Source organism: Limnohabitans sp. Rim28 (genome assembly GCF_000293865.2).
GTDB lineage: Bacteria > Pseudomonadota > Gammaproteobacteria > Burkholderiales > Burkholderiaceae_C > Limnohabitans_A.
On the sequence record NZ_ALKN02000003.1, the window covers coordinates 111,344 to 129,511 of the forward strand.

Below are 18,168 nucleotides of genomic sequence, written 5' to 3' on the forward strand. Positions count from 1 at the left end.
GGTCATCAAGTCACTCATGGTTTGAACTGGAAGCGCTTGAGCGTTTCGTTCAAGGTGTCGTTGTCGGATTTGAGCAGCAAACCTTCGCGCCAAATGACCGCCGCCGCATCGCGTTGGCCCATGACCCACAGCACCTCACCCAAATGGGCGGCTATTTCTGCGTCGGGCTTGGCTTTGTAGGCCATCTGAAGCAGTTGCAGGGCTTCCGCCAGCTGGCCTTGCCGGAACGCCACCCAGCCCAAACTGTCCTGAATGTAGGCATCGTTGGGCGCCAGTTGGAGCGCTTGCGTGATCAGCAAGCGGGCTTCGGGCAGGCGAATGTTTCGATCAGCGAGTGAATAACCCAAGGCGTTGAAGGCATGTGGATCATCGGGTTTTCGCTTCATGATGTCGCGCAGCAAACTTTCCATCTCGTCATAGCGTTTGAGCTTTTCACAGACCATGGCCAACTCGGACATCAATTCTGTGTTTTGAGGGTGTTGGGCTAAGGTTTGCTTGACCAAGGTGTATGCGTTGGCGGCTTGATTGTTCTCGCGCAGCCATTGCGATTGCACCAAGGCTTTTTTGATGGCCAGCTCTGGGGTGTTGGCTCTGATCCGCTCCAAAGTCAGGCGGGCTTCGTCCAGTCGGCCCTGTTTTGACAGCAAATCTGCTTGTCGGCTGGCCAGTTTGATGGGGTCGGCATCGGCAGGCACTTGCGCCAACCATTGTTGGGCCTGTGTCCATTGACCTTTGCGTTGGGCAATTTGAGCCAATCCCATCAAAGACTCGGTGAGTCCTGCAGTGGCTGATTTGTCGGGAGCAACAGAGGCCAGCGCCACATGTTGCGTCAGTTTTTGCTCGGCCAATGCCCATTGTCCTGTTTCAAGCAAAAGCAGGCCGTGTACCCACCACGCATCGGCAAATTCAGGCTGCTCGGTGTTGATTTTTTGAAGCTGCTCCAACGCCTGGGTGTATGAGAGTTGGCCAATGAGCAGGCGGGCAAACCCAAGGCGAAGCTCGGGTGGCACCGGGCCTTGCATGGCGCGGGTGATCAAGGGGGTCAATTCAGTCGGTGCGGCGCCAACCAAACTCAGGGCCAAGATCAAGGGGCCGGAGGCCGTGGCATCGGCCAGCAAGGCTTGGCGGGTGGCTTCAACGGCCAGAGCCAATTGGCCGGCCTCGCGCCTCATCCTGCCCACCGTGGTCCATGCCGAGGCCGCTGTGGGGGCTTGTTTCAAGGCGGTTTGGAGGGCTTTTTCGACCGCATCAGCGGCCAGTTTTTTGTCTTGAACGCGTGAGAAAACCCTCGGAATCGACGCGATGGCTGTATTTCTCTCATCGGCAGGCAACTCACGTATCGATACGGTCAAAGCTTGTCCGGCTTCATCCAAGCGGTTCAAAGCCAACAATATTTGCAACAGGTAACGGTTGGCTTCCGAAGACTCGGGGAGAGCGCTTTTCCAAGCTTGTGCGGCTTGAAGCGCAGCATCGCCCGAGCGCGACTGAAGAGCAACATCCACGGCCCGTTGGAACACCAAAGGGTCTCGGGTTTTGCGTGCGGCGTCCAAAATGATGGAGAAGCCACTGCCGGGAGCGCCCCCTCTGACGTTCATTTCGCCCAACAAGAGTTGGTAAAAAAGCATGGCATCCAGCCCGGATTTTTGAGCCGCAGGCCGGTCTTGGGGGGCAGCAGATGGCGTGACGGCTTGAGCCCATGCGCTTTGCACGCAAAGAACCATCAACGCAAGTCGGAACCAAGATTTCATGCCTTCATCATAATCCACGCATCTGCCGCCAAAAGCTGCGCGGCCCTTGTCCCTTTTTGCACCAGAGCCCATGCCTGAACTCCCCGAAGTTGAAGTCACCCGCCGCAGTTTTGCAGACCGCATCGCATCGGCCCATATCTTGGCGCTCCAGATGGGCAAGCCCCTGCGCTGGCCCTTGGGTGTGGCCGCTGCCAGCTTGGTGGGGCAGCAAATTTGGGGTGTTCGGCGGCGCGGCAAATACCTGCTGCTGGACCTGGAGCAAGGCCTGCTCTTGGTGCATTTGGGCATGTCGGGCAGTTTGAACTTTGCCCCTACCCAGCCTGAAGCCGGGCCGCACGACCACATGGACCTGGTGACCGATCGGGGCGTGTTGCGATTGCACGACCCGCGACGATTTGGCGCCGTGGTCTGGGCACCAAGTGAAGACGCTCCCCAAGCGCAAAAGTTGTTGGGCCGTTTGGGGGTGGAGCCCTTGAGCGCTCAGTTCGATGTGGGCACCTTTGCCGTGGCCCTTAAAAAACGCCAGTCGGCCATCAAGCAGGTTTTGCTGGCGGGCAACGAGGTGGTGGGTGTGGGCAATATTTACGCGTCAGAAGCCTTGTTCATGGCGGGCATACGCCCCACGACCAAAGCGTCGCGTTTGTCCAAGCCCCGGGTGGCCAGGCTGCATGCGGCCATCGTTCAGGTGTTGACCCGTGCTGTCGAACAGGGCGGCAGTTCGCTGAAAGATTTTGTGAACGCCGAAGGGCGCACCGGCTACTTTCAGCTTGAGGCAGCGGTTTACGGACGTGCGGGCCAGCCCTGCCGCGTATGCGCTAACCCCATCCAGTCCATGCTGCAAGGCCAGCGCACCACCTTTTACTGCTCTTCATGCCAGAAACCGTGATGACTTTGCCCGAAGGTTTTGCCCGCCGCATGGTGGCGTGGCAGCGCTTGCACGGCCGCCAAAGCCTGCCTTGGCAAAACACCCAGGACCCTTACCGCGTCTGGTTGTCCGAGATCATGCTGCAGCAAACGCAGGTGAGCACCGTGCTGGACTACTTTCCTCGGTTTTTGGGGCGCTTTCCTGATGTGGCTGCTCTGGCGGCCGCGCCGCAAGACGATGTGCTGGCCCTGTGGAGCGGCCTGGGCTATTACAGCCGTGCCCGCAACCTGCACAAGTGCGCTCAAGAGGTGATGGGGCGTTTTGGCGGAGCCTTTCCGCGCCGTGCCGAAGAATTGCAAACCCTGCCGGGCATTGGCCGGTCCACCGCCGCCGCTGTTGCAGCCTTTTGCTTTGGCGAGCGTTCTGCAATTCTGGACGGGAATGTCAAGCGTGTGTTGACCCGTGTGCTGGGCTATGGCGCGGATCTGGCGGTTTCTAAAAACGAAAAAGCCCTTTGGGCGCTGGCCGAAGACCTGTTGCCCGCGCAAGCGGCCGACATGCCGCGCTACACCCAGGCCTTGATGGACTTGGGGGCCACCGTGTGTTTGCCGCGCAAAGCGCAGTGCGAGGCTTGTCCGGTCATTACTGTGTGTCAGGCGCAGGCTCAGGGCGAGCCGCTGGCCTATCCCGTCAAAACCCGCAAACTCAAACGCAGCAGCGCCACGCTGTGGCTGCTGTGGGCAGTCAACGCACAGGGCCAAGTGTGGCTGCAAAAAAGGCCAGAATCAGGCATTTGGGCTGGCTTGTTCAGCTTGCCGGTGTTTGAGTCTGAGTTGGAGGTGCTGGCCGCTTGGCCGCAAGGCACAGCGCCGCAATACATCACGCCCTGGAAGCATGTGCTGACGCACCGCGATTTGCATTTGCACCCGGTGAGGTTGCACGGCTGCGCTCAGTCAGCCCCCGCTTGCGAGGGGCAGTGGGTCGATGCAGACGCTTGGCCTGCGATGGGCTTGCCAGCGCCTGTCCGGACCTTGTTGATGTCTTGATCCAGGCCCAACAAGCGAGTTGCGTCAGAGCGCGTCCAGTTCCCGGTGTCGCTTGAGTGTGAGCCAGCGTGCGCCAAAGCTTTGTGCCAGTTGTTCCACCATGAACACCGAGCGGTGTTGGCCACCTGTGCAGCCAATGGCCACTGTGACGTAGCTGCGGTGGTCGCGCTCGATGGCGGGAATCCACTGCTTCAAAAACCCTTCGATCTGCTGCTGCATCTGCACGAATTCTTCGGACTGGCGCAGGTAGGCTTGCACCGGTTCGTCACGCCCAGTCAGGGGTTTCAAAGCGCTTTCGTAGTGCGGGTTGGGCAGCATGCGCACGTCAAACACATAGTCGGCATCGGTGGGGATGCCGCGCTTGAAACCAAAAGACTCGAACACCAAGGTCAGTTGAGCCTGGGGCGCGCTGACCAAGGTCTTGATGTAGGTTTGCAGTTGGGCCGAGCGCAGCAAACTGGTGTCGATGACGTGGGCGCGGTCTCTCAGATCGGCGAGCAAGGCGCGCTCGAATTGAATGGTCTCAACAAGCGCTTTATCGCTTTGCGGCTTGTCACCCCCTGACAAAGGGTGTTTGCGCCTTGATTCTGAATAGCGGCGCTGCAGTGTGTCCGAGTTGGCATCCAGAAAAACCGATTTCACCGTCATGCCCATGTCGCGCAGCAAGGCCATTTGCTCGGGCATCAAGTGCAGCGAGTTGGCGCTGCGCACATCGATCGCAATCGCCAAGCGTTTTTCTTTTTGCTGTTCTTCGAGTTTGACGAAGGGGATCAGCAACTCGGGGGGAAGGTTGTCGACGCAGTAATAGCCCGCGTCTTCAAGGGCGTGCAGTGCCACCGATTTACCAGAGCCTGACATGCCAGTGATGAGGATGATGTCCATGCTCAGCTTTGTGCGGCTTTGCGGCCAGAAACGTGTGTCGGGGCGCCCAGCATTTCGCGGGCGTGGGCCAAGGTGGTGGCAGACAACTTTTCGCCGCCCAGCATGCGCGCGATCTCGCTCACACGCTCTTCGCCGTTGACGCCGCGCACTTGGCTGCTGACTTGGCCCTTGTCCGCTGCTTTGCTCACCAGCAAGTGGTGATCAGCGCAGGCCGCCACTTGGGGCAGGTGGGTGACCGCCAACACTTGGCGGTGTTGGCCCAGTTGTTTCATGAGGCGGCCCACGGTCTCGGCCACGGCGCCGCCAACGCCCGAGTCCACCTCGTCAAAAATCAAGGTGCCGGCTTCGCCCAGCTCGCTGGTGGTCACCGCGATGGCCAGTGCGATGCGCGAGAGTTCGCCACCCGAGGCCACTTTGCCCACGGGCCGGGGCGTGCTGCCTTCGTGTCCCGCGACCAGAAAGCTCACTTCTTCCAGGCCGTGTTGCGCGGGCGTATCCAAGGTTTGAAGCTGCACTTCAAAGCGGCCGCCTTGCATGCCCAGTTGCTGCATGGCGCTGCTGACGGCTTGGGCCAAGGGCTTGGCAGCCTTTTGGCGTTGGCGTGAAACCGCTTTGGCGGCTTGTGTGCAAGCCGTTTGCGCAGCTTCTGCGGCTTTTTGCAAAGCGGCCAAATCCGCTGCAGCGTCAAGCTGGACCAGGTCTTTGCGCCAGGCCTGCAAGGCTTGCGGTAATTCGTCAGGGCTCTTTTTGTAGCGGCGGGCCAGTGACAACCACAGGCCCATGCGCTCGTCCAGTTGCGTCAATTGGGCCGGATCCAAGTCGGTTTTGCGTAAATACGCGTGCAGGCTGTGGGCCACGTCTTCGGCTTGGGCTTGTGCAGAAACCAAAACTTCGGCCAGTGCATTGAATTCTGGTTCAAATTGAGCAAGTGACTGCAGGGTCTGGATGGTGCGGGACAGCTGGCGCGAAGCGCCGGTTTCGCTGTCGTTGTCGCCGCCTTCGAGCAGCAGCGTGCTTTGGGTGGCTCCGTCAATCAGGGCTTGTGCATTGGCCAGGCGGCTGTGCTGGGTGCTCAGCTCTTGCCATTCGTCCATTTGAGGGTTGAGCTTGTCCAGCTCGCTGATTTGCCACGCCAGCCGTTCGCGTTCGTTAGCCAGTGTGCTTTGCGCTTGCGCTGCGTCAGCCAAGGCTTGCTGCGCTTGTCGCCAGGTTTGCCAAGATGCTTTGAGGGGGCGGGTGTCGATGCTGGCGTAGGCGTCCAACAGGCCGCGCACAGCTTCGGGCCGTGTCAGGCTTTGCCAGGCGTGTTGGCCGTGGATGTCCAAAAGCTGCTCGCCCAGCTCACGCAGTTGCGTGGCAGTGGCCGGGCTGCCGTTGATCCAAGCGCGGCTTTTACCAGCCATGTCCACGGTACGGCGCAGCAGCAAAGATGCGTTGACCTCAAAGCCTGCCTCTTCAAGCCAAGTTTGAATGGCGGGGGTTGCGTCAAACTCGGCACAAACTTCACAGCGGCTGGCGCCTTCTCGCACCACACTCGACTCGGCTCGGGCGCCCAAAGCCAGTTGCAGCGCATCAATCAAGATGGATTTTCCGGCGCCCGTTTCACCCGTCAAGACGCTGAATCCTTGCGCCAAGTCAAGCTCTAAAGTTTGCACGATCACAAAGTCGCGCAAGGTGATGTGCGTCAGTGCCACGGCTTAAGCGCCCTCATTCCAGTGCATTTTTTTGCGCAGGGTGTCAAAGTAGTTCCAACCCGCTGGGTGCAAAAAACGCACCGTGTGTTCGGACCGTTTGACCACAATCCGATCCCCCAAAATCAAGTCAGCCAGAGATTGCATGTCGAAGTTGGCGCTGACATAGCGCCCCGCCACGATTTCGATGCTGATCTCAGACGACTCGGGCAACACAATGGGCCGGTTAGACAGCGTGTGCGGCGCAATCGGGGCCATGACCCAGCCACCAATCGCGGGGTGCATCAAAGGGCCACCCACTGACAACGAATACGCGGTGGAGCCTGTGGGGGTGGCGATGATCAGACCATCGGCGCGTTGGTTGGACACAAAACGGCCATCGACCTCTACCCGAAGCTCCACCATCCCTGAAGTACCGCCCCGGTTGACCACCACGTCGTTCATGGCCAAAGCATTGAAAACGCTGCGCTGATCGCGCATGACATGGGCTTGGAGCAGGCTGCGGTCTTCGGTCTGGTAATGGCCCTGCAGCATGGGCAGCAACACATCTTGGTAACTCTGAAGGGGAATGTCGGTGATGAAACCCAGTCGTCCTTGGTTGATGCCCATCAGGGGCAAATTGAATCGCGCCATCTGGCGGCCAATCCCCAGCATGGTGCCATCGCCCCCAATGACCAAACCCAGATCGCACTGCTTGCCAATCTCGGGCATCTCCAGAACCGGGTATTGGTTCAGGCCCGTGTGCGATGCCGTTTCCTTGTCCAGCACCACCTCGCAGCCTTGTCGCGTCAAAAACTGGGCCACGTCGTCTAAGGCGCGGCGCGAACTCTCCAGCGCCCCACCGTGGGCCGTGGTGTGGTATTTGCCAAAAAGTGCAACGTGACGGAACTTAGATCTCATTCGCAAATTACATCATTAAAATGACCGCATGCTAGATGATCGTGCCAAGTTATTGCTCAAAGCCCTGGTAGAACGCTATATCGCGGATGGCCAGCCTGTGGGCTCTCGCACGCTCTCTAAGGCCTCGGGCCTTGACTTGTCCCCCGCGACCATCCGCAATGTCATGTCTGACCTGGAAGAGCTGGGCCTGATCGCCAGCCCCCACACCTCAGCGGGCCGCATTCCCACCAGCCGGGGCTACCGTTTGTTTGTGGACACCATGTTGACCGTGCAGCGGGATGGCCTCGAAACCCCGGCCCTGATTCCCGATCAGCCGCAAAAAGTGATCGCCAGCGCGGCCAACCTGCTGTCCAGCCTGTCGCATTTTGTGGGCGTGGTCATGACCCCACGCCGGCCCTCGGTATTTCGCCACATCGAATTCTTGCGCTTGTCTGAGCGGCGCTTGCTGGTCATCATCGTCTCGCCCGAAGGCGATGTGCAAAACCGCATCTTGTTCACCGAGACCGATTACTCGCAAAGCCAGCTGATCGAAACCTCCAACTTTTTGAACAGCCATTACGCGGGGATGGCCATCGAGCAGGTACGCAGCCGGGTGCAGCAAGAGTTGGTCAGCCTGCAAAGCGAAATCGCCACCCTCATGCAAGCGGCCGTTCAGGTCAGCACAGAAGCCTTGGCTGAAGACCAAAATGAAGTGGTCATTGCCGGCGAGCGCAACCTTTTGTCGGTGAGTGACTTTTCCAGTGACATGGGCCATTTGCGCCGGGCGTTTGACCTGTTTGAGCAGAAAACCCAGCTCATGCGCTTGCTGGACGTGTCCAGCCAGGCCGAAGGCGTGCGCATCTACATTGGCGGAGAAAGCCAGATTGTGCCCATGCAAGAGTTGTCTGTGGTCAGCTCGCCTTATGAGGTGGACGGCCAGATTGTCGGCACCTTGGGCGTGATCGGGCCTACTCGCATGCCCTATGACCGCATGATCCAGATCGTCAACATCACCTCGCGCCTGGTAAGCAACGCGCTCAGCCAGTCGAAATAAGCGGTTGAGGCCCACTACAATCAACGCTTCGGTTGGGGCGTTAGCTCAGTTGGTTAGAGCAGAGGACTCATAATCCTTTGGTCGACAGTTCAAGTCTGTCACGCCCTACCATTTCAATCCTTCAAGTCACTTTGTACGGCGCTGCAAAGTGACTTTTTTGTTGGGCTGTTTCAAGTTGGCACACGCTGCCAGCCCAGTAGTTCCACGCTGGGGGGCTGTGCGCTATGACTCTACGCCACGCTGACACACCGCTGGCGGCAGTAGCAGCCACCGTCAAAACCAGCAAGCAACGCACCATTGACGCACTGATAGCAGCGTCGCCCAGCGTCTTGTTATTGCGAGACGGTGAATTGGTCTTGTATCGCCGCACACGCAGTCTGCTTTACCAGTGCCGCTTCAAGTTGGCAGATGGTAAGTGGCACAGATTCTCAACACGCCGAGCCAGTTTAGAAAACGCCATTGCCGCTGCCTGCGATATGTATGACGAAGCCAGATACCGTCAGCGGCTGGGCTTAGCACACAGAACACACACTTTTGCACAGATAGCCGCCATCACGCTGGCAGAAATGCGTCAGCAAATTGACTTGAGCACTGGCAAAACTGCGGTTCATTCCTACGCCACCTGTATTGAAAAATACTTCTTGCCCTACTTTGGTGAGAAGGTGCTGGAGGAAATCTCGCACACAGATGTGCGTGAGTTTGAACTGTGGCGGGACAGGCAGATGACTCGCAAACCCAAAACATCAACACTGAACAATTTCACAACGGCTTGGAACCGTGTGATTGCCACTGCTGTGGAGCGAGGCTTTATCAGCGAGCGTGTGCCCGTGCCCAAACTCACAGCAAAGGGCGTGAAGGGCAAGGCACGACCTGGCTTCAGTGAAGACGAAATCAAGCACCTGATGGCATTTATGGAGACTTGGCAGCACGAGGGCGTTAAGTCAGTTGAACGTGAAATGCGTCCCCTGCTACGTGACTATGTGGAAATGTTGCTGCTCACAGGTATGCGGCACGGCACAGAAGCAATGGGCATTTGCTGGCGACACTTGGAATGGCACACGGACAAAGGCGTTCGCTACCTGCGTATTTGGGTTGATGGCAAGACTGGCGGCAGGTGGCTCATTGCCAAGCACAGGGCAGTTGAAGTGTTGAAACGCTTACACGCACGGCAACGAGACATCTGTGACTTGTCGTTTGAAACGACATTCGCAGAGCGTGTGCCCCAAAAGTTGTTCAGGTTCAGCGACGGCTACCAACCGCCAAGCCTCAACGGCACATTCAGGCGGCTTATGCGTGACACGGGCTTGCTGAAGAACGAGGATGGGCAGAACAGAACGCTGTATAGCCTGCGGCACACCTATGCCACCTTTGAATTGTTGCGTGGGGGCACGGACATACACACGCTCAGCAAGCAGATGGGCAACTCAGCGGCAATGATTGAGCGGCACTACAGCAAACTCACAGCAACGATGGCGGCGGATAGGCTTGCTTGAAGAGGGGCTTGTTTATTGAATTGAGATATGTATGATTGCGAACAAAATGAAATATAGGAATCCTAAATGGCATTAGTGAAGTGTGAGGAGTGCGGAAAGCAAATTAGCGATGAAGCAGAAAGTTGCCCTTCGTGTGGAGCAAAGCCAGAAAAGATGGGATTTTTTAGAAAGTTATTTATTGGATTATTCGTTCTTTTTGTAATAGGTTCTGTGATGGATGGATTTAATTCTCCATCAACAAAACCAGTGGATTCATCATCTTCAGTTGAAACACAAGAAGAAAAGAAAAAACGAGAAGAAGAATATGCAAAAAATGTACTAATAGTTTTGCGTATATCAGCGTTAAGAGAAGATATGAAGAATCCACAAAGTTTTGATTTGGTTGAGGCTATAAATCTAAAAAACGGAATTCTTTGTACAACTTACAGGGCGACAAATGCGTTTGGAGCCATCGTGACAGAAAGCAAAGCAATAACTAAAGACGGAAAAATAGTTGATTACGCAAAGAATTGCAATGAAAAATTTGGTGATGATGTCACTCATTTGAAAAAGTTTTTGAAAAAAATATGATTTGAACAACGCATTTATTAAAAGGAGCAACTGAAATGAGTACACCGCAACAACGACTTGAAGAAATTGCAAAACAAGAACAAGCACTTGCTGCTGAAAAAGCCAAGTTGCTTGAAGCCAGCAAAGATGCTGACTTGGAAACTGTGAAGAAGTTGTGCAAGCAGCATGGATTTACAGCAACACAACTACGTGGATGCTTGGCAACAAAGGGCAAGCGAAAGCCAGCAGCAGCGGCTATTGAAAAGAAGCCAGCTGCTAAGAAGCCAGCTGCTAAGAAGACAGCTGCAAAGAAAACAACCAAAGCCAAGTAATTCTAACTAGATGTAGAACAAAAAGTGTGGGCTAACAACTCACGCTTTTTTTATGGAGAAGAAGATGGGACGAGGGTTGATAAGGTTGTATGTAGCGTTATGGGCAATATGGGTTTGTTATGGTGTTTTAGCTAATTATCGAGAACTTGCAACATATCTTGGGTCTGATGAATGGACGTTTGAAAAAGCAGCAGAAAAAGAAACGGTAAGATGGAATAAGGAATGTAAGGGAAAGCCATTGAGTGCCAATTGCCCGCCAGAAGATTGGGTTCCATTAAAAGATGTTGTTAGTGAAGATCAAGTAAAGAACGCTATAAATGGTTTCGGGACGGTTATGTTTGTAGCACCGTTTTTTTTCTTGCTTCTTTTGGTAATTTTTTATTGGTTGGTAAAGTGGGTGATTGCTGGTTTTCGAAGAAAGAAATAGATGCAGGAATTTTACGCAACGCACATTGCTGAGAGCTTAACAAAACGGATTTAGCAACTTGAAGCGTGAGCTAACAACTCACGCTTTTTTTATGGAGAAGAAGATGGGTAGAGGATTATTTAGGTTGTATCTTGCTTTGTGGTTGTTGTGGTTTTCCTACGGTGTAGCAGATAACTATAAAGAACTCGCAACTTACATCGGATACGACTATTGGACGGTAGAGAGGGCTAATGAAAGAAATAAAATACTATGTAGTTTAAAACCTGATGAGTGTTTACCTGAATGGCTTGATTCGGCGGACACTGTATCAGAGGATAGTGTGAATGTTGTAGTGTGGATGTTCACGATGGCGATGATAAATGCACCATTCTATTTTCTTGTATTTTTGATTACTATGTATTGGTTAGTGAAATGGGCAGTTGCTGGCTTTCGAAGGAAGAAAAATGCCAAAACTTGACGGAACGCATTTGCCTGAAAGACTTGGACAACGACTTGCTGACTTGAAGGCAGGAAAAGAAGTTGCGATACGAGATGTCAAGGCATTGTTGAGTGACGAGCAGATTGCAGCAATGGATGCGGCGTGGGCAGAACAGCAAGCACTGCGAAAAAACAAGCGAGCACGAACGAAAGAAGAAGAGCAAGCGTTTGGCTGGAAGACCAAGCGAGAAATTTACATAGAGGCATACGAGCGTGCACTGAATGAAGCCAACGACTTGCTACTGGAAGCATATCAAGAGAGACTAGATAAAGCTGAATTACGTGCCGCTAAGATTTATCTTGATGCGTACTTTTCAGAAAAGGATGAAGGCAAGGAAGCATATCAGGCTGACTTGGCTGCAAAGAATGAACTGAAAAGAGCGCATCTTGAAAAGGTTGATGCGGCACGGATGAATGCTCGCGATAAAGAGGTGTGGGCAATGGAGGATGCAATACGTGCAGAGATACGCAAAAACATGACACCTGATGAACTTGAGCAACTTGAGTTGGCCGAAGAGCACGAAAGAGCATTAGCCAGTAGCAAGGTTAAGACAAGGGCAAAGACTGGAAAGGCTTATAAATAGGGACTTGGCGTGGTTTGGTCGACTTGGTCTTATTGGTCTTAAGCTCATTTAGGATATGGTTTATTAAAAAGCACGATTTTTGCCAAAACAGTTTGGTTGTGTGAAAAACCATGCTTTTTGCTAAACCAGTATTGCTTTTCAGATAGGAAAAACGATGGCGAAAACTTCGCGTATGACAAAGCAACTTATCACAACCTATAAATCATTGCTCAATGCAGACATCGCAACCAAGCAGAAATTGGATGCATTGCTTGAGACCAATGCGTTGTACAAGCTGTTCGAGCATGACTCCAGTCATCTATATTTTTCTATAGCAGATATTGCTAAAAATAACGTGATCAGGTTCAAGGAAGTCTTTGCTGGTGTTCGCGACTGGTCGAGCGAAAATGACACTATTGCTTTTGAGTTGGACAAGATAAAAGCAAGGCAGATCGTGAACGGTGAAGAAGTTGATGATGCTGTAGATCAGTTGCGGATGATTGCACCAACAACGATGAGCGAAACACAGGTTGCAGATGAGCTGTACAACCTGGTGTCATCTTCTTTTTACTTGTGGGCACAAGCAAGCGAGAAGGATATCAAGGTTAGGTTGGTAGACACGTACGGAAAAAAGATTTACACACGGCACAGAGAAAGTCCGACAGTGACTATTTTTAAAGAGTGTCGAACTGCTAAAAATGATACCAAAAAACTAATAAAAGAATTGATGCTATTGGGAAATGGTGTCAGTACTATTCGAGCGGAATTAGAAAAGAAAAAACTTGCTGTAAATGCCAGCATGAAAAGCAACTTTGTGTTACTTGATCAACTATTGAAAATTTAATTTTAAATAAGGATTGCTAATGTTTTCGAAAAATATAATTGTTTTTTTGCTTTCTATCGTCCTAGTTGGTTGCACAGAAAGAGAGGGTACAGTTAAATACTCGGACTGTCGTGAGGTAGTTGAGGTAAAAGAAAGTGATCCAGACATGATGTTTAAAAGATTTACATGTCGTTATGATAAAACCGAAAAAGGTACGATCATGAGTGGAATATGTGTGAGTATTGATTATGATACTAATGGTACCTGTAAGGTTGCTTACCGATATTTTAAGAAGCAAGCAAATGTATGTAGTGTTGAATTTCCAATTTTGCGTTATGACGATAGATGTGTAAAAAATAATTTATTAAACTAACTCAACAGCACGGCGCTTTACATCGTCGTTTACTGTCACATACCGTTGTGTAGTAGAAATTGATTTGTGTCCCGCCAAACTTGCAAGAACGAAAACTGATACGCCTTGACTGGCGAGCGAAGTGAGAAATGTCTTTCGACCTGAGTGGCTACTGGCATTGCTAACGCCAGCCTTGCGATACAACCAGTAAAAGTGTTGTGCAAGTGTGTTGGGTGAAAACGAGCGGCGTGGACCACGATGTGTTGGGAACAAAGGCAACGCTGGATCTTTGTTAGTGCGTGTGCCAATGTAGTCTGACAATTCTTGCTGCAAGCGGCTGTTGATGAAGATGGTGCGAGCGTGTTGATGCTTTACACGATGAGCAGCAAGAAAAACCTCACTGCGCACAGCACCCTTGCTGTCCAAAACATCACCCAGTGTCAGTCCAGCCACTTCAGATACACGCAAGCCTGCAGCAACTGTCATCATCAGCATTGCCCTGTTGCGTTGTGCGTAGGGTTGCGTTGCTGTGTAAGTGAGAACTGTTTGCAGTTCTGCTGGTGTGAGTGATTTTGCTGCTGCCATGTAGTGCTCCAAATAATGTTGTGTTGTAAGTATGTTTTCTTTGCTAGTGAATGAGCAAGTGAGACCCGATACGTTGGCGGGTTAATAGTGATCTGTTTAAAAACAACAGGTTGCGTTGCCTTCAACACTGTTTGTGTATTCTGTTTGGTCTCTTGTATTTAACTCATGCGTGGCAAATGAGCAACGAAATGTCGTGAACGCACAAAATGCCCTATAAGCTGCGATCTTCTCGACCGCTACCGCTACGATCAATGCGAGCTAATCGACAGCTTAAAACGGCGTTTTTGTGCGTTGCTGTGCATTGATTCATGAAATGGCATTTGTACGTACAGATTTTTACGCTGCAGTTTTTGCGTGATGCAGAAAATATCTCAGCTGGTGATTTTGTAGAACCAGTAATAAACGTTTAAGAGCGTACTGCGTACGCTTGTGCTGTCACAAAACATCTTCGCTCTCGCTCTGCGTTTTGTTCAGCACATATTTAAGTAAGTTGATGATTGAAGTTCGATGATTGCTTGGAGCATGCGACGGCTATGCGACTTGGAAAAGTCACATTAAACCGTCGCATAGTGATTGAAGGATTGCCCATCGCACACGACTATGGATAAGTTTTATGAGAGACGATCGTAGTAAAACTCTCAACACATTTCAGCATTGACTTGCTTGGTGTGAAACTTTGCGGCATTCACTTTTACGTCTCACAGCTCCATAGTGCAGTGCGACAAGTCCAGTCTCATTAGCCGTCATATTACAAACTGGGTTTTTACACTTTGGTGAAGCAGTTGTTTATCTGCTGTGGTTGCCTAAGTTGATTAGATGTTGGTTGCCGTAATGATTGTTTTGTTTAGTTTTCGGTGTTGTTTAAAGAGTTTGCGATTGATGCGTGTGTTGATGTTCATCACGCAATGACAGAAAGCATCCGTAATGCGTTGGCTTTCTCGTTTGTTGCTGCAAGCCTGTTCAAACGCTGTGAGCGAGTGCAGTTGGCTATTGGACAACAGAGCACGATGTTGCGTGAGCAATGTGTGTGCCATCGTTTGTGCCCTAACCACGTTGAGTTTGGCGGTGTTGAAAGTTTTGTCGTTAAAACCAATGTCACGCAGCCAATCAGCTGTCAGTGCATCGTCTTTGTAGTTCTTGTATGCGTTCATACATTTATTTAGCATCGACTAAACAACTGGCTACAAAAACTGGCTTTTTATTTGGTTGCCAAAGTGATTTGTAAAAAGAGGTTGTCCAAACCAGAAGACCGAAACTAAAGTTTGTTCATTGCTACTAACGAAAGGGAAATGCAATGACAACGATGAGCACTTTAAAGCTGACAGCTGCACAGAAGCCCACTCAAATGCTGCCAGTGCAGCAGCGGCGCAACAAGTTGGCTAAACGCTTGTGGGAACAGATGGAACTTGCGAAGGCGCAGCAAGCAGGGACGCAGTACACACCAACCAAGTTCCGCTCGATTACTGACAGCGAAACAGGATTACGCAAGCAAGTGGAAACCAACAAGCGAGTAAAGGCTTGGTGGTTTGTTGCGGACAACGGCAAGCTGTCGTTGTCCGTGCGTTATGGGACGAAGGTGCTGGAACTGGCAAAGGGCAAACACGCTGTAGAGGTTGGTGCTGAAAAAGATTTGGTAGGCGTGTTGACAGTGATTAAGGCTGCTGTGTTGGCAGGCGAGTTGGACACGGCGATTGAGAATGCGGCGAACAAGCTGCGTGAGGGCTTTGGGGGGTAAGGATTGGGGGTAGAGGGTATGGTTTATTGAAAAGCACGGTTTTTGCCACGCTGCTTGGGTAGGGTGAAAAACCGTGCTTATCGATAAACAGGGGCTGTTGATGCAGCAATATGTGGGCACTAAATACTTGATGAACAAATATTTGGTGACCGTGCGTGTAGGTGGGCAGTTGGTGAAAACAGCAGTATTTGCTGACAGCACCATTCACGCAAAACTGCTGTGTCAATACAAGTATGGGATGAACAGCATTGCTGTAAGTCCTGTGCGTGTAGATGAAGCAGAAGCAGAAGATGACAGCACATTGCTTGACAGCACCATCAAGCCCAAGCCTCCAGCAACACCAGCACAAGCCCGCATCAACTCGCTCAAGCAAGGCGTGGAGCGTAGTAGAGAACAACTACACGCAGAACGCGAGCGACAACGACAGCAGCGTGAAACAGAACGCAAACGCAAGCAACAACAGCAACGCTTTTAACGCTGCGTGGTGCTGTGCTTGACAGCGTAGTGCAACGCTGAAATGTTGCAAAACGGCGTGAAATCGCTGGTTTTGTGATGGCAAAGGCAATGATTAAAAATGATGGTGACATCAATGACAGGCATAGCAAAAATACTTTTTGACACGCTGCGAACTTTTGCAGGGTGTTGTGCAAGGCAAGAACGCTTACACCAGTTTCGTGTCACGCTAAAAAATGTTGTTCTAAGTAGCAAATTAGTTTCGGCAGCATTGCTCATAATCCTTTGGTCGACAGTTCAAGTCTGTCACGCCCTACCATTTCAATCATTGGACGGGCCCACTGGCAAAACCGGTGGGCTTTTTTGTTTTTTGACTTAAGCCGCTCTGCCGTTGGCTGAAGGGATCAATCCCGATGGTGTGGTGATGCCCAGCGCTTGCCGAATCGCATCCACTGTGGCCAGTGCTGTGGCTTCGGCCGCCATCACCGTCAGCAGCATCAGGTCGGGCGTGCCCGTTTCGGTGCCGGTTGCCAAGGCAAACAAGGTGTCGCCGTCCAGCGTGGTGTGCGCGGGGCGGATGCTGCGTGCCAAGCCGTCGTGGGCACTCATCGCCAGGCGCTTGGCTTGGGCCTTGGTGAGGGTGGCGTTGGTGGCGACCACGCCAATCGTGGTGTTGGTGCCTGCCAGGGGGCGCTTGCCGCGCTCGCCCGCCAACAAAGCGCGTTGGGTGTCCAGCAACTTGTGCCCATCGGCCGTGCGTGCACCAGCCAGTACCTGGCCCGTGGCCGGATCGATCACATCGCCCACGGCGTTGCAGGCCACCAAGGCGCCCACCACCCAGGGGCCTATGCGAACACTGGCGTTGCCGATGCCGCCTTTCATGCAACGGTCCAAGCCAAACAATTTGCCCACACAGGCGCCTGCACCTGCGCCCACGTTGCCTGCTGCGGGCGGTGCGGTCGAGGCCGCTTCGCAGGCGGCGTAACCGGACTCCGCGGTCGGGCGGGCTGTCGGTTTGTCGCCCTCTCGCACAACGGGCAAGTCGAACAGCACGGCGGCGGGCACGATGGGCACGTGGCCGTAGCCGGTTTCAAAGCCGATGTGACGCTCTTCCAGCCAGCGCACCACGCCTGTGGCCGCGTCCAGGCCAAAAGCGCTGCCGCCACTCAAGACCACGGCGTGCACTTTGTCGACCAGGTTGGCCGGGTCCAATAAATCGGTCTCTCGGGTGCCCGGAGCAGCCCCGCGCACATCCACTGCGCCAACGGCACCATGGGGGGCCAGCACCACCGAGCAGCCCGTGAGCCTTTCGCGCAAGGTGAAGTGACCGACCAGCAGGCCTGGCACGTCGACGATGGATCCATGGATGTTGGTGTTCGGCATGTTCAAGGTGTCTCCGTCATGGATAGCATGTGTCATGTGGTGTGAGGATAGCGTTTGAGGCACGTATCCTCCAAGGGGTATGTCGCGGGGCCATTTAATTGCGGCGCCATCCAGAGCGCCTCAAAAGCTTGTTATAATTCGAGGCATGATGCGGCTGTAGCTCAGCTGGATAGAGTACTTGGCTACGAACCAAGGGGTCGTGGGTTCGATTCCTGCCAGCCGCACCAAAAACAAGAAAGCCCACAACGAAAGTTGTGGGCTTTTTCTTTGGGTCAATGACCATGAGCCAAGCCAACACCCCTGAAGCAGACGACGAAGAATTGGGTTTGCCCGCCTTGCCCGCGGGTACGCGCAATTACATGACGCCCCAAGGCTATGCGGCCATGAGAGCCGAGTTATTTGCCTTGATCGACGACGAGCGTCCCAAGGTGGTGGAGGTGGTGCATTGGGCCGCCAGCAATGGCGACCGGTCCGAAAACGGCGACTACCTGTACGGCAAAAAAAGACTGCGCGAAATCGATCGCCGCATCCGGTTTTTGACCCGACGTTTGGAACTGGCCGAAGTGGTCAATCCAGCGGTGCACCATGGCAGCGATCAAGTTTTCTTCGGCGCCACAGTCACCTATGTCGAAGCGTCGGGCTTGGAGCGCCAAGTCACCATCTTGGGCATCGATGAAGCAGACAGTCTCAACGGTGAGGTCAGTTGGGTGTCACCGATTGCCCGCACCTTGCTCAAATCACGCGAGGGCGACGAGCTCAAACTGCTTACCCCGTCGGGCGTGCTCCTGATCGAGGTTCTGAAAGTCTCTTACCCCAGTCCCACTTGAAGCT

Annotated in this window: 21 protein-coding genes and 2 tRNA genes; 16 read left to right on the plus strand and 7 right to left on the minus strand. The window is 53.0% G+C overall.

Annotated elements, in window-relative coordinates; translation table 11 throughout:
• Nucleotides 1–14: 14 nt before the first annotated feature.
• Complete coding sequence (locus tag B472_RS04885) at nucleotides 15–1,748, minus strand: tetratricopeptide repeat protein (RefSeq protein WP_040505804.1); 1,734 nt, start codon at nucleotides 1,746–1,748, stop codon at nucleotides 15–17.
• Nucleotides 1,749–1,818: 70 nt separating this feature from the next.
• On the opposite strand from B472_RS04885, the gene mutM reads away from it, so the two are divergent.
• Both mutM and mutY read left to right on the plus strand, forming a co-directional pair.
• Entirely contained in the window at nucleotides 1,819–2,634 is an 816-nt protein-coding gene (gene mutM / locus B472_RS04890) for a bifunctional DNA-formamidopyrimidine glycosylase/DNA-(apurinic or apyrimidinic site) lyase (protein ID WP_019425846.1), read from the plus strand.
• Nucleotides 2,634–3,659 (plus strand): A/G-specific adenine glycosylase, encoded by a 1,026-nt coding sequence (mutY, locus tag B472_RS04895; RefSeq protein WP_026039326.1) that lies wholly within the window; start codon nucleotides 2,634–2,636, stop codon nucleotides 3,657–3,659. Before mutM ends, mutY begins: the two co-directional genes overlap by 1 nt.
• A 24-nt stretch (nucleotides 3,660–3,683) precedes the next feature.
• On the opposite strand, the gene rapZ is transcribed toward mutY, so the two are convergent.
• From rapZ to B472_RS04910, 3 genes are read right to left on the minus strand one after another with little or no spacing between them, the layout of a single operon-like run.
• A complete protein-coding gene (gene rapZ / locus B472_RS04900; protein WP_026039327.1) occupies nucleotides 3,684–4,547 on the minus strand; it encodes an RNase adapter RapZ in 864 nt (287 codons plus the stop codon).
• Entirely contained in the window at nucleotides 4,544–6,235 is a 1,692-nt protein-coding gene (recN, locus tag B472_RS04905) for a DNA repair protein RecN (protein WP_019425849.1), read from the minus strand. Before recN ends, rapZ begins: the two co-directional genes overlap by 4 nt.
• A gap of 3 nt (nucleotides 6,236–6,238) precedes the next feature.
• A complete protein-coding gene (locus tag B472_RS04910; protein WP_019425850.1) occupies nucleotides 6,239–7,132 on the minus strand; it encodes an NAD kinase in 894 nt (297 codons plus the stop codon).
• Between the two features lie 28 nt (nucleotides 7,133–7,160).
• Between B472_RS04910 and hrcA the strand changes: the two genes are divergently transcribed.
• The 10 genes from hrcA to B472_RS17210 all read left to right on the plus strand — a co-directional run bounded on the left by hrcA (nucleotide 7,161) and on the right by B472_RS17210 (nucleotide 13,202).
• Complete coding sequence (hrcA, locus tag B472_RS04915; protein ID WP_019425851.1) at nucleotides 7,161–8,165, plus strand: heat-inducible transcriptional repressor HrcA; 1,005 nt, start codon at nucleotides 7,161–7,163, stop codon at nucleotides 8,163–8,165.
• A gap of 34 nt (nucleotides 8,166–8,199) precedes the next feature.
• A tRNA-Ile gene (locus B472_RS04920) sits at nucleotides 8,200–8,276 on the plus strand.
• Nucleotides 8,277–8,389: 113 nt separating this feature from the next.
• Nucleotides 8,390–9,658, plus strand: a complete 1,269-nt coding sequence (locus B472_RS04925) for a tyrosine-type recombinase/integrase (RefSeq protein ID WP_019425852.1) — start codon at nucleotides 8,390–8,392, stop codon at nucleotides 9,656–9,658.
• A 66-nt stretch (nucleotides 9,659–9,724) separates the two neighbouring features.
• Entirely contained in the window at nucleotides 9,725–10,228 is a 504-nt protein-coding gene (locus B472_RS04930) for a zinc ribbon domain-containing protein (protein ID WP_116798587.1), read from the plus strand.
• Nucleotides 10,229–10,263: 35 nt separating this feature from the next.
• A complete protein-coding gene (locus tag B472_RS04935) occupies nucleotides 10,264–10,539 on the plus strand; it encodes a hypothetical protein (protein ID WP_026039328.1) in 276 nt (91 codons plus the stop codon).
• 52 nt (nucleotides 10,540–10,591) lie between these two features.
• Nucleotides 10,592–10,966: a hypothetical protein gene (locus B472_RS16915; protein ID WP_238147383.1), complete on the plus strand. Its 375-nt coding sequence runs from the start codon at nucleotides 10,592–10,594 to the stop codon at nucleotides 10,964–10,966.
• Between the two features lie 58 nt (nucleotides 10,967–11,024).
• A complete protein-coding gene (locus tag B472_RS16920; protein ID WP_133176066.1) occupies nucleotides 11,025–11,423 on the plus strand; it encodes a hypothetical protein in 399 nt (132 codons plus the stop codon).
• Nucleotides 11,410–12,027, plus strand: a complete 618-nt coding sequence (locus tag B472_RS04940) for a hypothetical protein (RefSeq protein WP_133176067.1) — start codon at nucleotides 11,410–11,412, stop codon at nucleotides 12,025–12,027. The genes B472_RS16920 and B472_RS04940 overlap by 14 nt, the downstream gene beginning before the upstream one ends.
• Before the next feature lie 154 nt (nucleotides 12,028–12,181).
• Complete coding sequence (locus tag B472_RS04945) at nucleotides 12,182–12,850, plus strand: hypothetical protein (RefSeq protein ID WP_040505794.1); 669 nt, start codon at nucleotides 12,182–12,184, stop codon at nucleotides 12,848–12,850.
• Between the two features lie 19 nt (nucleotides 12,851–12,869).
• The gene (locus B472_RS17210; RefSeq protein WP_238147384.1) at nucleotides 12,870–13,202 is read left to right on the plus strand and encodes a hypothetical protein; all 333 of its coding nucleotides are present in this window, start codon (nucleotides 12,870–12,872) and stop codon (nucleotides 13,200–13,202) included.
• Here B472_RS17210 and B472_RS04950 read toward each other — a convergent pair.
• Together B472_RS04950 and B472_RS04955 are read right to left on the minus strand one after the other, a co-directional pair.
• Nucleotides 13,194–13,766, minus strand: coding sequence for a site-specific integrase (locus B472_RS04950; protein ID WP_081504921.1), 573 nt, complete (start codon nucleotides 13,764–13,766; stop codon nucleotides 13,194–13,196). The genes B472_RS17210 and B472_RS04950 overlap by 9 nt on opposite strands.
• 812 nt (nucleotides 13,767–14,578) lie before the next feature.
• A complete protein-coding gene (locus tag B472_RS04955) occupies nucleotides 14,579–14,917 on the minus strand; it encodes a hypothetical protein (protein ID WP_019425859.1) in 339 nt (112 codons plus the stop codon).
• 143 nt (nucleotides 14,918–15,060) lie between these two features.
• Between B472_RS04955 and B472_RS04960 the strand changes: the two genes are divergently transcribed.
• Together B472_RS04960 and B472_RS04965 are read left to right on the plus strand one after the other, a co-directional pair.
• The gene (locus B472_RS04960; protein WP_019425860.1) at nucleotides 15,061–15,501 is read left to right on the plus strand and encodes a DUF6641 family protein; all 441 of its coding nucleotides are present in this window, start codon (nucleotides 15,061–15,063) and stop codon (nucleotides 15,499–15,501) included.
• A gap of 73 nt (nucleotides 15,502–15,574) precedes the next feature.
• Nucleotides 15,575–15,976 carry a hypothetical protein gene (locus tag B472_RS04965; protein WP_238147385.1) on the plus strand — a complete coding sequence of 134 codons (402 nt, stop codon included), beginning with the start codon at nucleotides 15,575–15,577 and terminating at the stop codon, nucleotides 15,974–15,976.
• Nucleotides 15,977–16,329: 353 nt separating this feature from the next.
• On the opposite strand, the gene B472_RS04970 is transcribed toward B472_RS04965, so the two are convergent.
• Nucleotides 16,330–17,337, minus strand: a complete 1,008-nt coding sequence (locus tag B472_RS04970; protein WP_026039329.1) for a P1 family peptidase — start codon at nucleotides 17,335–17,337, stop codon at nucleotides 16,330–16,332.
• 150 nt (nucleotides 17,338–17,487) lie between these two features.
• Between B472_RS04970 and B472_RS04975 the strand changes: the two genes are divergently transcribed.
• Together B472_RS04975 and greB are read left to right on the plus strand one after the other, a co-directional pair.
• Nucleotides 17,488–17,564 (plus strand) — tRNA-Arg (locus B472_RS04975).
• A gap of 54 nt (nucleotides 17,565–17,618) precedes the next feature.
• Nucleotides 17,619–18,164, plus strand: a complete 546-nt coding sequence (gene greB / locus B472_RS04980; protein WP_026039330.1) for a transcription elongation factor GreB — start codon at nucleotides 17,619–17,621, stop codon at nucleotides 18,162–18,164.
• Nucleotides 18,165–18,168: the final 4 nt, after the last annotated feature.

Bases quoted from the DNA above. Each gene is read 5' to 3' on its own strand.
- B472_RS04910 (WP_019425850.1), bottom strand. From the start codon at position 7,132: ATGAGATCTAAGTTCCGTCACGTTGCACTTTTTGGCAAATACCACACC.
- B472_RS04970 (WP_026039329.1), bottom strand. From the start codon at position 17,337: ATGCCGAACACCAACATCCATGGATCCATCGTCGACGTGCCAGGCCTG.
- B472_RS04960 (WP_019425860.1), top strand. From the start codon at position 15,061: ATGACAACGATGAGCACTTTAAAGCTGACAGCTGCACAGAAGCCCACT.
- mutM (WP_019425846.1), top strand. From the start codon at position 1,819: ATGCCTGAACTCCCCGAAGTTGAAGTCACCCGCCGCAGTTTTGCAGAC.
- B472_RS04950 (WP_081504921.1), bottom strand. From the start codon at position 13,766: ATGGCAGCAGCAAAATCACTCACACCAGCAGAACTGCAAACAGTTCTC.
- greB (WP_026039330.1), top strand. From the start codon at position 17,619: ATGAGCCAAGCCAACACCCCTGAAGCAGACGACGAAGAATTGGGTTTG.
- B472_RS04885 (WP_040505804.1), bottom strand. From the start codon at position 1,748: ATGAAATCTTGGTTCCGACTTGCGTTGATGGTTCTTTGCGTGCAAAGC.
- B472_RS04925 (WP_019425852.1), top strand. From the start codon at position 8,390: ATGACTCTACGCCACGCTGACACACCGCTGGCGGCAGTAGCAGCCACC.
- B472_RS04930 (WP_116798587.1), top strand. From the start codon at position 9,725: ATGGCATTAGTGAAGTGTGAGGAGTGCGGAAAGCAAATTAGCGATGAA.
- B472_RS17210 (WP_238147384.1), top strand. From the start codon at position 12,870: ATGTTTTCGAAAAATATAATTGTTTTTTTGCTTTCTATCGTCCTAGTT.
- B472_RS04935 (WP_026039328.1), top strand. From the start codon at position 10,264: ATGAGTACACCGCAACAACGACTTGAAGAAATTGCAAAACAAGAACAA.
- B472_RS16915 (WP_238147383.1), top strand. From the start codon at position 10,592: ATGGAGAAGAAGATGGGACGAGGGTTGATAAGGTTGTATGTAGCGTTA.
- B472_RS04940 (WP_133176067.1), top strand. From the start codon at position 11,410: ATGCCAAAACTTGACGGAACGCATTTGCCTGAAAGACTTGGACAACGA.
- B472_RS04955 (WP_019425859.1), bottom strand. From the start codon at position 14,917: ATGAACGCATACAAGAACTACAAAGACGATGCACTGACAGCTGATTGG.
- mutY (WP_026039326.1), top strand. From the start codon at position 2,634: ATGACTTTGCCCGAAGGTTTTGCCCGCCGCATGGTGGCGTGGCAGCGC.
- hrcA (WP_019425851.1), top strand. From the start codon at position 7,161: ATGCTAGATGATCGTGCCAAGTTATTGCTCAAAGCCCTGGTAGAACGC.
- B472_RS04945 (WP_040505794.1), top strand. From the start codon at position 12,182: ATGGCGAAAACTTCGCGTATGACAAAGCAACTTATCACAACCTATAAA.